11 protein-coding genes are annotated in these 12,634 nt (G+C 72.8%); 6 read left to right on the top strand and 5 right to left on the bottom strand.

Going from position 1 to position 12,634, the window contains the following annotated elements:
* The 3 genes from HHX40_RS37575 to cutA are packed head-to-tail and all read left to right on the top strand — an operon-like array spanning position 1 to position 3,745.
* Entirely contained in the window at positions 1–876 is an 876-nt protein-coding gene (locus HHX40_RS37575) for an FAD binding domain-containing protein (protein WP_117409518.1), read from the top strand.
* Positions 873–1,364, top strand: coding sequence for a (2Fe-2S)-binding protein (locus tag HHX40_RS08470; RefSeq protein WP_182880083.1), 492 nt, complete (start codon positions 873–875; stop codon positions 1,362–1,364). Before HHX40_RS37575 ends, HHX40_RS08470 begins: the two co-directional genes overlap by 4 nt.
* Positions 1,361–3,745, top strand: a complete 2,385-nt coding sequence (gene cutA, locus HHX40_RS08475) for an aerobic carbon-monoxide dehydrogenase large subunit (RefSeq protein ID WP_182880084.1) — start codon at positions 1,361–1,363, stop codon at positions 3,743–3,745. The genes HHX40_RS08470 and cutA overlap by 4 nt, the downstream gene beginning before the upstream one ends.
* A 152-nt stretch (positions 3,746–3,897) precedes the next feature.
* Here the strand turns inward: cutA and HHX40_RS08480 are convergent, their stop codons facing one another.
* The 4 genes from HHX40_RS08480 to HHX40_RS08495 all read right to left on the bottom strand — a co-directional run bounded on the left by HHX40_RS08480 (position 3,898) and on the right by HHX40_RS08495 (position 8,154).
* On the bottom strand, positions 3,898–4,128 hold the full coding sequence (locus HHX40_RS08480; protein ID WP_182880085.1) for a hypothetical protein: 231 nt from the start codon (positions 4,126–4,128) through the stop codon (positions 3,898–3,900).
* A 97-nt stretch (positions 4,129–4,225) separates the two neighbouring features.
* Positions 4,226–5,137 carry a cytochrome d ubiquinol oxidase subunit II gene (cydB, locus tag HHX40_RS08485; protein ID WP_182880086.1) on the bottom strand — a complete coding sequence of 304 codons (912 nt, stop codon included), beginning with the start codon at positions 5,135–5,137 and terminating at the stop codon, positions 4,226–4,228.
* Between the two features lie 11 nt (positions 5,138–5,148).
* Positions 5,149–6,636 (bottom strand): cytochrome ubiquinol oxidase subunit I, encoded by a 1,488-nt coding sequence (locus HHX40_RS08490; protein ID WP_182880087.1) that lies wholly within the window; start codon positions 6,634–6,636, stop codon positions 5,149–5,151.
* Positions 6,637–7,089: 453 nt separating this feature from the next.
* A complete protein-coding gene (locus HHX40_RS08495; RefSeq protein WP_182880088.1) occupies positions 7,090–8,154 on the bottom strand; it encodes an alkene reductase in 1,065 nt (354 codons plus the stop codon).
* A gap of 112 nt (positions 8,155–8,266) precedes the next feature.
* Between HHX40_RS08495 and HHX40_RS08500 the strand changes: the two genes are divergently transcribed.
* Positions 8,267–8,857 (top strand): MarR family winged helix-turn-helix transcriptional regulator, encoded by a 591-nt coding sequence (locus tag HHX40_RS08500; protein WP_182880089.1) that lies wholly within the window; start codon positions 8,267–8,269, stop codon positions 8,855–8,857.
* 90 nt (positions 8,858–8,947) lie between these two features.
* Positions 8,948–9,622: an SRPBCC family protein gene (locus HHX40_RS08505; RefSeq protein WP_182880090.1), complete on the top strand. Its 675-nt coding sequence runs from the start codon at positions 8,948–8,950 to the stop codon at positions 9,620–9,622.
* A 105-nt stretch (positions 9,623–9,727) separates the two neighbouring features.
* On the opposite strand, the gene HHX40_RS08510 is transcribed toward HHX40_RS08505, so the two are convergent.
* Complete coding sequence (locus HHX40_RS08510; RefSeq protein ID WP_182880091.1) at positions 9,728–11,695, bottom strand: ABC1 kinase family protein; 1,968 nt, start codon at positions 11,693–11,695, stop codon at positions 9,728–9,730.
* A 270-nt stretch (positions 11,696–11,965) separates the two neighbouring features.
* On the opposite strand from HHX40_RS08510, the gene HHX40_RS08515 reads away from it, so the two are divergent.
* A complete protein-coding gene (locus HHX40_RS08515; RefSeq protein ID WP_182880092.1) occupies positions 11,966–12,628 on the top strand; it encodes a DsbA family oxidoreductase in 663 nt (220 codons plus the stop codon).
* Positions 12,629–12,634 lie beyond the last annotated feature (6 nt).

Raw genomic sequence — 12,634 nt, forward strand, 5'->3', positions numbered from 1 at the left:
GTGAAGCCGCCTCCGTTCGACTACCGCCGCCCGGCCACCCTCGGCGAGGCGCTCGGCCTCCTCGCCGAGGCGGGCTCCGGCGGGAAGGTCCTGGCGGGCGGCCAGAGCCTGATCCCGCTGCTCAACATGCGCCTCGCCGCGCCCGCCCGCGTCGTGGACGTCAACCGCGTGCCCGGCCTGGACGGGATCGAGGCCGGGCCGTCCGGCGTACGCGTCGGGGCCCTCGCCCGCCACGCCGCCGTCGAGCGCTCGCCCGGGGCCGCGGCGGCCCAGCCGCTGCTGCGGCAGGCGCTGCGCCTGGTGGCCCACCCCGTGATCCGCAACCGGGGCACCGTGGTGGGCAGCCTCGTCCACGCCGACCCCGCCGCCGAGATGCCCGCCGTTCTCGCCCTGCTCGGCGGGTCCGTACGGCTGGCGAGCCGGGGCGGGGAGCGGGAGGTGCCGGCCGCGGCGTTCTTCACCGGCCCGATGGAGTCGGCGGTGCGGCCCGGCGAGCTGGCCGTGTCGGCGTTCTTCCCGGCGCTGCCGGCGCGGTCGGGCACGGCCTTCCACGAGGTGGCCCGGCGGCACGGCGACTACGCGGTGGCCGGGGTCGCCGCCGCCGTCACCCTGGACGAGGACCTCCGGATCGCCGCCGCCCGCGTCGCCTGCGTGAGCGTGGGACCGGTTCCGGTGGTCGCGGACGTGACCGCCGCCTGCGGCCCGCGCCCGGCGGCCTCGGTGGCCTGGGACGCGGTGGCGGCGGCCGTACGGGACCTGGTCGAGCCGGAGGGCGACATCCACGCGACGGCGGACTACCGCCGCCACCTCACGGGCGTGCTCGCCGTACGGGCGCTGCGGGACGCCGCTTCCGCGGCCCACGGGGAGGAATCGTGAACGAGACACACCATCACGTGACGCTGACGGTCAACGGGGTCGTGCGGGAGGCGACGGTGCCCGGGCGGCGGCTGCTGTCCGACTGCCTGCGCCACGATCTCGGCCTCACCGGCACTCACGTCGGCTGCGAGCACGGCGTCTGCGGCGCGTGCACGGTGCTGCTGGACGGCGAGCCGGTGCGGTCGTGCCTGACGTTCGCCGTCACGGTGGACGGTCAGGAGATCACGACGGTGGAGGGGCTGGCCCGCGACGGCGCGCTGTCCCCGGTCCAGCGGGCCTTCACCGAGTGCCACGCCCTGCAGTGCGGGTTCTGCACGCCGGGGTTCCTGTGCACGGTCACCGCGTTCCTGCGGGACAACCCCGCGCCGACGGAGGAGGAGGCGCTGGAGGCCGTGGCGGGCAACCTGTGCCGGTGCACCGGCTACCAGAACATCCTCAAGGCGGTCCACCGCGCCGCCGAGATCCAGGCGGAAGAGGGCGGGGCATGACGACCAGGCTGTTCGGCGAGCCGGTCCGGCGGCGCGAGGACCCCCGGCTGATAACCGGTCAGGGGCGCTACCTCGACGACCTGGGCGCGGGCGCGCTGGCCGCCGCCTTCGTCAGGTCGCCGCACGCCCACGCGCGGATCCTCGACGTCGACGTGTCCGGCGCGCTCGACGTGGACGGCCTGGTCGCGATCTACACGTGGGAGGACCTGCCGGGCGCGCTGGCCGAGCCGCTGCCGCTGCTGATCCCGCACCCGGCCCTCACCCACGGCCGCACGGCGTACGCGCTGGCCCGGGAGGTCGTGCGGCACGTGGGGGAGCCGGTCGTGATGGTCGTCGCCCGCGACCGATACCTCGCCGAGGACGCGTGCGCGCTGATCCGGGTGGACTACGAGGTCCTCAAGCCGGTCGTGAGCCTGGAGGAGGCCGCCGGAGGCGCGCACCTGGTGCACGAGGACGTGCCGGGCAACATCGGCGCGCACCTCGTGCAGGAGGTGCCCGGCCCCGGCGGCGTGACGGCGCGGGAGGCGGTCGACGCGGCCCCCCACCGGCTGGAGTTCCGCCTCGACGTCGAGCGCAGCGCCTGCACGCCGCTGGAGGGGAAGGGCGTGTACGCCCGCTGGGACGCCGACGACGAGTCGCTGCGCGTCTACTCCTCCACACAGACCTCCACCAGCGTCCGGATGGCCATCGCGGCCAAGCTGGGGCTGCCGCTGCCCAAGGTGGAGGTCGTCGCGCCCGACGTCGGCGGCGGCTTCGGCGTCAAGATCGTCCATCCCTGGCCCGAGGAGATCCTCGTCCCGTGGGCGGCCCGGCTGCTGAACCGGGAGGTGAAGTGGACCGAGGACCGGCGCGAGCACTTCGTCTCCTCCTCCCACGAGCGCGGGCAGGTGCAGCACGTCCGGGTGGGCTTCGACGACGACGGCCGCCTCCTCGGGCTGGAGGTGGAGATCCTGCACGACCACGGCGCGTACACGCCGTACGGGATCATCGTGCCGATCATCACCTCGACCCAGCTGCTCGGGCCGTACCGGGTGGGCGCCTACCGGGTCGAGTTCTCCTCGGTCTACACCAACACCGTGCAGGTCACGCCGTACCGGGGCGCGGGCCGCCCGCAGGGCGTCTTCTGCATGGAGCGCACCATGGACAAGATCGCCGCCTACCTCGGCCGGGACCGTACGGAGGTCAGGGCGGCCAACTTCATCCAGCCGGACGAGTTCCCCTACGACCAGGGCCTGACGTTCCAGGACGGGCGCCCGCTGATCTACGACAGCGGCGACTACCCCGAGGCCCTGCGCATGCTCAAGGAGCTGATCGGCTGGGACTCCTTCCCGGAGGAGAAGGCGCGGGCGGCGGCCGAGGGCCGCAGGATCGGCATCGGCGTCGGCTGCTACGTCGAGGGCACCGGCGTCGGGCCGTACGAGGGCGGTCACGTGCAGATCACCTCCGACGGCCGGGTGCACGTGTCGACCGGCCTCACCTCCCAGGGGCAGGGCCACGAGACGGTGTTCGCGCAGATCGCGGCGACCGAGCTCGGCGTGCCGATCGAGAAGGTGTCGGTCGTCACCGGCGACACCCGGCGCTTCGGCTACGCCGTGGGCACCTTCGCCTCACGCGCGGCCGTGATGAGCGGCAACGCGATCGCGCTGGCCTGCCGCAAGGTCAGGGAGAAGGCGCTGCGGATCGCGGCCGAGGCGCTGGAGGCCGACCCGCGCGACCTGGAGATCACCGACGGGATGGTCCACGTGGCGGGCGCGCCGTCGGCGTCGATCCCGCTGGCGACCGTCGCCGTGCTGTCCAACCCGCTGCGGTACGCCTTCGACGAGGAGGCCAAGCGGGCCACCCAGTTCGCCGGGCCGGCCTCGGACGACCGGCCGCCGGTGGCGGAGGGGGAGGAGCCCGGCCTGGAGGGCCGCGACTACTACTCGCCGGTCAGGTCGACCTTCGCGGCCGGCATGCACGCCGCGATCGTGGAGACCGACCCGGACACCGCCGAGATCAGGATCCTGCGGTACGCCGTCGTGCACGACTGCGGCAGGCTGATCAACCCGATGATCGTCGAGGGGCAGATCCACGGCGGGGTCGCCCAGGGCGTCGGCGGCGCGCTGTACGAGAAGATGGTCTACGACGAGCACGGCCAGTTGCTGAACGCCTCGTTCATGGACTTCCTGATGCCGTACGCCACGGAGGTGCCGCGCATCGAGACGGCCCACCTGGAGACCCCCTCGCCGCTCAACCCCCTGGGGATCAAGGGCGCCGGGGAGGCCGGGGTCATCCCGGTCTCCGCCGTCGTCGCCGCCGCGATCGAGGACGCCGAGGGCATCCCGATCGACCGGATGCCCATCTCCCCCTCCGACCTCCACACCCTGCGCCTCACGCGCTGAGTACGGCGGCGGCCCGAGAGCCGGGCGCCTTCAGCGAACCAGACCGAGCAGGAGATGGAGCGCTTCGTCGATTTCGAGCAGTTCGGCGGGGGAGAGCCGACCGGTGAAGGAACCGAGTCGCTCCGTCCCGGGGAGAGCGGAGACGGTAGACATCACCACGCACGGAGGGATTCCATGTCAGGCATGATCGCACGGGCTTCCTCGCGGTCCTCTGGATCATCCGCGAGAGCGAGGGCCTCGCGCCGCGCCGTTTCCGCGCGCCGTAGCCGCCAAGCCATCACGATCGCCTCGCGGATCACCTCGTCGGTAGCCTGACCGTCGGCGGTGAGTTCGGCCAGCGCGGCTTCGGTGCGCGGATCGGCCTGAAAGGTAACCACGCTCATATTCTCAGCGTACGACACGGTCTCCCGCAGGCCTTCGCGACGATCCGTGAAAGATTGACTGCTCTGCGTATTCGTCTGTTCGTCGGCTTGGAGAAACTCAGGAGGCCTCGGCGGTGAGGCGCTTGCGGAACACCCAGTAGGTCCACGCCTGGTAGGCGAGGACGCCCGGCAGGGCGATCAGGCCGATCCAGGTGAGGAGCGTCAGCGTGTACGGCGCGGAGGCCGCCTCGGCCAGGGTCAGGCCGGGCAGCGGCGCCGCCGACAGCACGCCGAAGACGGTGGCGGTCGTCGCGGTGATCGCCGTGGCGGTCGCCGCGAAGGCCCAGCCCTCCCGGCGGCCCCACACCAGCGTGACCCCGGCCGCGAGCGCGGCGGCGGCGAGCAGGGCCGTCCCCAGCGTCCACAGCGGCCCCCTGCCGGGCACGGACGGCAGCGTGCTGAGCGCGACCGGCATCGCGCCGACCGCCGCCAGCAGGGCGGCGCGGCGGGCGCGGGCCCGCACCCCGCCGGTCGTCTTGAGTGCCACGAACACCGCGCCGTGCAGCACGGCCACCGACAGGGACAGGGCCCCGCCGAGCACGGTCGCGAGGGCCGTGCCGAACAGCAGGTTGCCGAAGATCGCGCCCCACAGGAACGCGGGCAGCACGCTGCCGGTGACGATCCCGGCGTCGCACAGGGCGACCTCGCGCCGGGAGTGGACCTTGCCGCGCCACTCCAGGCCGACGCCGCGCACGATCAGGCCGGTGATCACCAGGAAGACCGGCAGGTAGAAGCCGCTCAGCAGGCCGGAGTACCACGCGGGGAAGGCGGCGAACATCGCCCCGATCGCGGTGATCAGCCAGACCTCGTTGCCGTCCCACACCGGGCCGATCGTGCCGAGCACCTGCCTGCGGTCCGCCTCCGAGCGCGACAGCAGCGGCAGCAGCGCGCCCACGCCGAAGTCGAACCCCTCCAGGACGAAGTAGCCCGTCCAGAGGAAGGCGATCACGATGAACCAGAAGGTCGTCATCTCGTGGCTCCTCAGTACATGAGGGTCGGGGTGAGCCGGGTCTCCTCCGCCCGCGCCGGCGGAACCGCGGCGGCGGGCCCGGGGGCCGGGGCGGGCAGTTCGGGGCCGGCCTTGACGTGCCGCAGCAGCAGGGCGCCCTCGGCCAGCGCGAGCACGCCGTACAGGACCGTGAAGACGGCCAGCGTGATCGCGACCTCGGTGAGCGAGACGCCGGGCGACACGCTCGCGGCCGTCATGAGCTCGCCCTGCACGGTCCACGGCTGGCGGCCGATCTCGCTGAGCAGCCAGCCGGCGATGATCGCGGTGGCCGGGAGCGGGAGCGCCAGCACGCAGAGGCGCGCGAACCAGGCGGGCAGGGGCTCGCTCTGCCCGGCGCGCCGGCCGGCCCGCCGCCCGCGGCGCTTCCTGGTCAGCCAGAGGCCGAGCACGGAGAGGCCCACCGTGGCCATGCCGAAGTTGATCATCACGCGGAACGACCAGAAGACGACCGGCAGGTTCGGGGTGTAGTCGGCCGGGCCAAAGGCCTTCTCGTACCTCGCCTGGATGTCGTCCACGCCCTGGACGGTCGCGGCGGGGTCGTGCGCGGCGAGCAGGCTGAGCAGGCCGGGCACCTCGACGCCGGGCGCGATCGAGAACGGCGCGCCGGCCGTGTCGTGACGCAGGCCCTCGGCCGCGGCCAGCTTCATCGGCTGCTGCTCGTGCAGGAGCCGGCCGGACAGGTCGCCGGTGCCCGCGACCACGGCTCCCGCGATCGCGGTCATCACGAGGGCGGCGCGCAGGGCGGTACGCCACATGTCCGGGAGGCGGCGCATCGGCGTCGTGGCGTCCTCCGCGGTGACCGTGCGGGCCCGGCGGCCGGGCAGCACGCCGAGGCCGCGCTCGCGCAGGACGCGGTAGCCGATGACGGCGAGGACGAACCCGCCGGCCACGACGAACGAGGCGGCCACGACGTGCGGCACCTGGGCGAGCGCGGTCGAGTTGGTCAGCACGGCCCAGAGGTCGGTCATCCGGGCCCGGCCGTCCACGACCTCGTAGCCGACCGGGTGCTTCATCCAGGCGTTGGCCGCGAGGATGAAGTAGGCCGACAGGTTGGAGCCGATGACCGCCGCCCACAGGCAGGCGAGGTGGACCCGCTTGGGCAGCCGGTCCCAGCCGAAGATCCACAGGCCGAGGAACGTCGACTCCAGGAAGAAGGCGAGCAGCGCCTCCAGCGCCAGCGGCGCGCCGAACACGTCGCCGACGAAGGTCGAGTACTCGCTCCAGTTCATCCCGAACTGGAACTCCTGCACGATGCCGGTGACCACGCCCATGGCGAAGTTGATCAGGAAGAGCTTGCCGAAGAACCTGGTGAGCCGCAGGTAGTGCTCCCGGCCCGTACGGTGCCAGGCGGTCTGCAGGCCGGCCACGTAGACGCCGAGCCCGATCGTCAGGGGCACGAAGAGAAAGTGGTAGACGGTGGTCACCCCGAACTGCCACCGTGCCAGGTCAAGCGCGTCCATGTCTTCCTCACGCCGAGCTCTACGACTTGTAGTTCTATATTCAGTAGTACTACAAGCTGTAGAGCATTAGGGCCCCGCGAGGTGCGATCTTCGTCACAGCCGGGAGGCACGCCGAAGCGGCCCGGTTCGCGGTGCCGGATCCCCGTTCCTTGCAGTACGGACGATGCCGGTCGGACGGTCCCGGTGAACAGGGACAGGTGTCCCGTCCCGCCGGGCGTGCCCGGCTCGGGCACATGACCAAGAGTGGCCCGACGGCGGCACGGGCGGCGTCCGCCGTGCGGCTGATTCCCCCGTACGCCGCGCGGTTGACGTCGCGAGCCCTCCGGCCGTCGCGGAGACGCGCGTGGGAACGGCGAGGACCTCCGGTTCCGCGAACCGGAGGTCCTCGCCTGGTCTTCCGTGGTCCTTCCCGCGCTCCTTCCGGCGCTTTCCCCGGGGTCAGGTTCCCCGGGGTCAGGCGACGGCGGGGTGGAGGGCCAGGGTGGGGTAGTCGGTGTAGCCGCGGTGGTCGCCGCCGAAGGCCGTGCTCAGGTCCGCCTCGTTCAGCTGCGCGCCGACGCGCAGACGCACCGGCAGGTCGGGGTTGGCCAGGAAGGACTTGCCCAGTGCGACGAGATCGGCGCCCCAGCGCAGCCGTTCCTCGGCGGAGGCCGCCGGGTCGGTCGCCGTGGGGTCGTTGACGATCAGGGTGTTCGGCCACAGGTCCCGGATGCGCGCGTCCAGCTCGGCGCCGCCGGTCGCCAGCAGGTGCAGGTAGACCAGGTCGAGACCGGCGAGCTCGGACACCAGCGCGGGATAGACCTCGTGGGCGTCCTCCTCCACCAGTCCCTGGGCGCCGTTGCGGGGGGACAGCCGGATTCCCACCCGGGAGGGGCCGATCTCGTCCGCGACGGCCTTCGCCGTCTCCACCGCGAACCGGATCCGGCCCTCCACCGACCCGCCGTACCGGTCGTCGCGGAGGTTGGCGTTCTGCGACAGGAACTGGTGGATCAGGTAGCCGTTGGCGCCGTGCAGCTCGACGCCGTCGAACCCGGCGTCCACCGCGCGCCGGGCGGCGGCGGCGAAGTCGCCGACCGTGGCCTCCACCTCGGCGGTGGACAGCTCCACGGCCACCGGCGTGTCCTGAAGGCCCGCGGGCGTGAAGATCTGCTCGCCGAGCCGTACGGCGGAGGGGGCGACCGGGAGGTGGCCCGTGTTGTCGGGGTGGCCCACTCCGCCCGTGTGCATGATCTGGGCCACGATCCGGCCGCCCGCCGCGTGGACGGCGTCGGTCACCTCCCGCCACCCGGCGACCTGCTCGTCGGTGTGCAGCCCCGGGGTGTTCATGTAGCCCTGTCCCACCACGCTGGGCTGGACGCCCTCCGTGACGATCAGGCCGGCCGAGGCGCGCTGGGCGTAGTAGAGCGCGGTCAACGGCGAGGGGATCCCCGCGACGTACGCACGTGACCGCGTCATGGGTGCCATGACGAGACGGTTCGGCAGGCGAAGGGAGCCCAGGGTGTGGGGTGTGAACAGCATGGTCAAGACCTCCCGAATTTACTTGGTCGGCCAACTTGGTCGGCCATAGATACTCATACAACTTGGCCGACCAATATGCAAGCGGTAGGCTCGTCGCAGAGGAGGCGGCGTGATGAGGGAAGCATGGACGGACGGCGTGGAGGCCTGCGGGACGACGTCCGCGGCCGGGGCGGGGTGCGGAGGGGCGCCCGGAGAGGACCCCGACAGCCTGAGCTGCCTGATGGCCCAGGCGGCCCTGGGGCACCGCGTCCTGCTCGCCGCGCTGCTCGCGGAGATCGGCCTCTATCCCGGTCAGGACCGGGTGCTCAACGCGCTGTGGGCCAACGGCCCCATGTCCCAGAACAGGCTCGCCGCGGCGGTGGGCATCGACATGTCGACGATGACCAAGAGCCTGCAACGGCTGGAGCGCAGCGGGTTCGTGAGCCGCGCTCCGTCCCCCCGCAACCGGCGGATCAGCGTGGTGAGCACGACGCCGAAGGGCGACACGCTGCGTGCCGAGGTCCGCCGGGTGGAGGAGGAGCTTCACCGGCGGCTGTCCGACGGCCTGACGCCGGAGCAGGTCGAGACCCTCCGCTCCCTGCTGGGGGTGGTCCGCCGCAACGTCTGCCGTGAGACCGCGCCGTCCCCGCTTCCCGCGGCGGAGCTCCCCGGGACGGGGCTTCGTGAAGCGGATCCTCCCGCCACGGTCGCGGCCTCCCGGTAGCCCGGCCGTACCGCCGCGCCGTGGCCGGGCATGTCTTGCCGTTCCCGCCGTACGGGTGATTCTCTAGGGTGCTCGGCATCGGAGGTGGCCATGAAGGTCTCGGGCAGCGCGGTGGTCGCGGCGGAGCGCAAGCGGGTCTGGGACGCCCTCCAGGACCCCGGCGTCCTGGTGCGGACGATCCCCGGCTGCGAGCGCCTGGAGACGGTCGGCGAGAACGTGTACGCGATGACGGTCACGGCGGGGGTCGCCTCGGTCAGGGGCGTCTACCAGGGTGAGGTGGCCCTGCGCGACCAGGAGGAGCCGCACCGGTTCACGCTCGGCGCGCGCGGCCAGGGCGCCCCCGGCACCGTCGAGGCCACCGTGGCCGTACGGCTGAGCGACGCCGAGGGCGGCACCCGGGTCGACTTCGACGCCGAGGCCGTGGTCGGCGGCATGATCGGCGGCGTGGGGCAGCGGATGCTCGCCTCGGTGGCCAAGAAGACCGCCGGGGAGTTCTTCTCCGCCGTCGAGCGGCACCTGCTGTCCGCCTCCGCCGTTCCCGTCGCCGTGTCCGGAACCGCTCCCGCCGTGTCCGAGGCCGTTCCGGCGGCGACGGCCGCGGCCGGGGAGACGGCGCCGCGCGTGTTCACCCGTGAGGCTCCGGCCGCGCCCCGCCAGGGCGTGCCGGCCTGGACGATGCTCGCGGCCTTCGGCACGGGCGCCGGGGTGGCCCTCGGCAGCGCCGTCATCGGCTGGCTACTAGGCCGCAACTCCCGCCGCCGTTAGGGCGCGTATCGGGTTGTGATCAAGAGGTGGCCCGGGTGGGGTCTAGGTGGGCCGCCGGCGAAACGGCCGTGCTGGAGGCGTCCTACCAGCTCGCGAGCCGCTCGGCTACGAGTGATGATCGTCCGAGGCGCGCGGGCGGCGGAAGATCACGGCCAGGACGCGCAGCACCAGGATGGCGGAGATCCCCAGCAGGTTGTAGCCGATGAGCTGGAACAACGAGGTGTTCGACAGCACCTGCGGGCCGCCGTCCGTCCCGAGGAGGATGACCGCCATCACCCCGGCCGTGGCGCCGAGCACCGTCAGGAGCACCTGGTGGAGCAGGCCCGTCACGTAGCTGCGGTCGCGGTCGTCGGCGAGCAGCCGGACGTTCAGGGTGAACCTGCCGTGCTCCGCGGCGCTCGCGATGCGCTCGACGCGGCGCGGCAGGCGGCGCAGCATCGGCAGCAGCGCGGCCAGCTCCTGGGTGACGGTCTCCCTGACCGTCTCAGGGCCGACCCGCTCGGCGAGGTAACGGCCCGCGAACGCGCGCGCCTCGCCGATCAGGTCGAACCCGGGGGAGAGGCGTACGAGCGTGCCCTCCAGCGTGGCCAGCGCGCGGAACACGGCGGCGACCTCCGGCGGGATCGACAGCCCGTACGCGGAGACGATCTTGAACAGGTCGGTGAACAGCTGCACGCTGTTCATGCCGGGCGCCAGATGCCTGGCCATGAACTGGCCGAGCGCACGCTCTAACGCGGCCTCGTCGATGTCCTCCGGCCTGGGCACCACCTCCAGCAGCGCGTCGGTGACGCCGAGGGGGTCCTGCCGGTTCATGGCGAGCAGGAAGCGCTGCAGCGCCGAGCGCACCGAGCCGTCGAGCCGGCCGACGGAGCCGAAGTCGAGCAGCCCTAGGGTGCCGTCCTCGAGCAGCATGAGATTGCCGGGATGCGGGTCGGCGTGGAAGACGCCCTCGACGAGGATCTGCCTGAGCAGGCAGTCGAGCAGGTCGCGGGCCAGCCGCGGCCCCTGCTCGGGTGTGGCCGTGGTGACCGGACTGCCCGACAGGCGGCGCATGACGAGCACGTGTTCGGTGCACATGGCGCTGATCGGGGCGGGGTAGGTGACGCCGCCGCCGTCGGAGGCCGCGACTGCCGCCATGTTGGCCGCCTCCACGCGGAAGTCGAGCTCCTCGCGGATGGCGGTCGCGAACCCCTCGGCCAGGTCGCCCAGGCCGAGCGAGCGGCCCCAGCGGGTGCGCGACTCCAGTGTGGCCGCCAGCCGCCTGACGATGTCGAGGTCCTTCGCGACGACCGACTGGATCCCCGGCCGCCGCACCTTGACCACGACGCTCTCGCCGGTGTGCAGGCGGGCGGTGTGGACCTGCCCGATGGAGGCGGCGGCCAGCGGCGTCCTGCCGAACTCGGCGAACACCTCCTCCACCGGCCCGCCCAACTCGGCCCTGAGCACCGGCTCGATATGCTCCCAGCGCGCCGGGGCGACCTGGTCCTGCAGCCCTCCCAGCTCCTCGACGAACTCGGCGGGCAGCAGGTCACGCCGGGTGGACAGGATCTGGCCGAGCTTGACGAACGTGACCCCGCCGTCCTCGAGCGCCTCGCGCAGCGACCTGGCCAGCCGTACCTTGCCCGAACGGTCTTCCAGCCGCTCGCCCCGGCCGCGCAGGTAGGGGCCGAGGCCGTGCCTGATCGCGATCCTGGTGATCTGCGAGTAGCGCCTGGATCGGGAGACGCGGCCGCGGACGGACCTGATCAGCTCCAGCGGCCCCGGAACCGAGCCGGGCGGCACCAGCGCCTCGGCCAGCACGAGGATCACCATGGGGATGAGCACCACGCACATGACGATGAGCAGCAGGAGCGCCAGGGCCGCCGCGGCGGGTGGGTGCTGCGCGTCGACCCCGCCGAGCGAGCCCAGGATCGGCTCTAGCACCGGCCGCGCCAGCCCGAAGGCGGCCAGCGCGGCCAGGAACGTGCGCAGCCTGCCGAACCTGACGTTCAGCAGGCGCTGCGCGGCCGTGGCCAGCACCATGATCGTCAGGAGCGTGAAGACGCCAAGAAGTAGCTGCGCGGCGAGATCCATAGGTGAGGATCATTCCACGGCGACGGCGCCCCACCTCGCCGCCCGCGGCGCGCTGGAAGGCTCAGCGTGCCGCCGCGGCGCGTGCCCGGCGCTCCTCCCAGCGCTCGACGAACCTGGCGGCCGTCACCTCGGTCTTGGCCTCCGCGCCGCCATGATCTGAATCAAAGACCCCACCCGGGTCACCTCTTGATCACAACCCGATACGCGCCCTAGGCGACTTCTCCTGGGTCCGGGGGAATCGGCCGGAGGGCGCGCCGGTTGGGACATGTCGTGAAAGTCGAGATCTTCTCTGATGTCGTGTGTCCCTGGTGCTACATCGGGCACCACCGGCTCCAGCAGGCCGTACGCCTCTTCGAGGGGGACGTCGAGGTGGCGCACCGCCCCTTCCAGCTCGACCCGGACGGCGTCTCCACCGGTGAGCCGCTGCTGCGCGCGCTGGAGCGCAAGTTCGGCGGCGCCGGGCAGGTGGCGCAGATGACCGCCCGAGTCGCGGGTGTGGCCGCGGAGGACGGGCTGGACCTCCGCTTCGACCGGGCGCTGCAGGCCGGCACCTTCGAGGCGCACCGGCTGATCTCGCTGGCCGGGCGGGCCGGGCGCGGAGCGGCGATGGCCGAGCGGCTGTTCCGGGCCCACTTCACCGACGGCCTCGACGTGGGGGACCCCGGCACGCTGGCCGGGCTCGCCGCCGAGACCGGCGTCGAGGACACCGGGGAGGGCGCGGAGCAGGTGCGCGCCGATCTGGCCCGCGCCCACGCGCTGGGCGTGCGCTCCGTCCCGCTGTTCCTGTTCGAGGAGAAGTACGCCGTCTCGGGCGCGCAGCCCGTCGAGACGCTCGTGGCCGCGCTGCGGGAGGTCGAGGCCCGTACGGCCCAGGAGAGGGCGACCCAGGAGAAGGCGGGTGAAGGCTGCGACGGCGACGCGTGCGCGGTCTGATCCCGT

The sequence above is a fragment of the Microbispora sp. H10949 genome, assembly GCF_014161435.1.
GTDB lineage: Bacteria > Actinomycetota > Actinomycetes > Streptosporangiales > Streptosporangiaceae > Microbispora > Microbispora triticiradicis.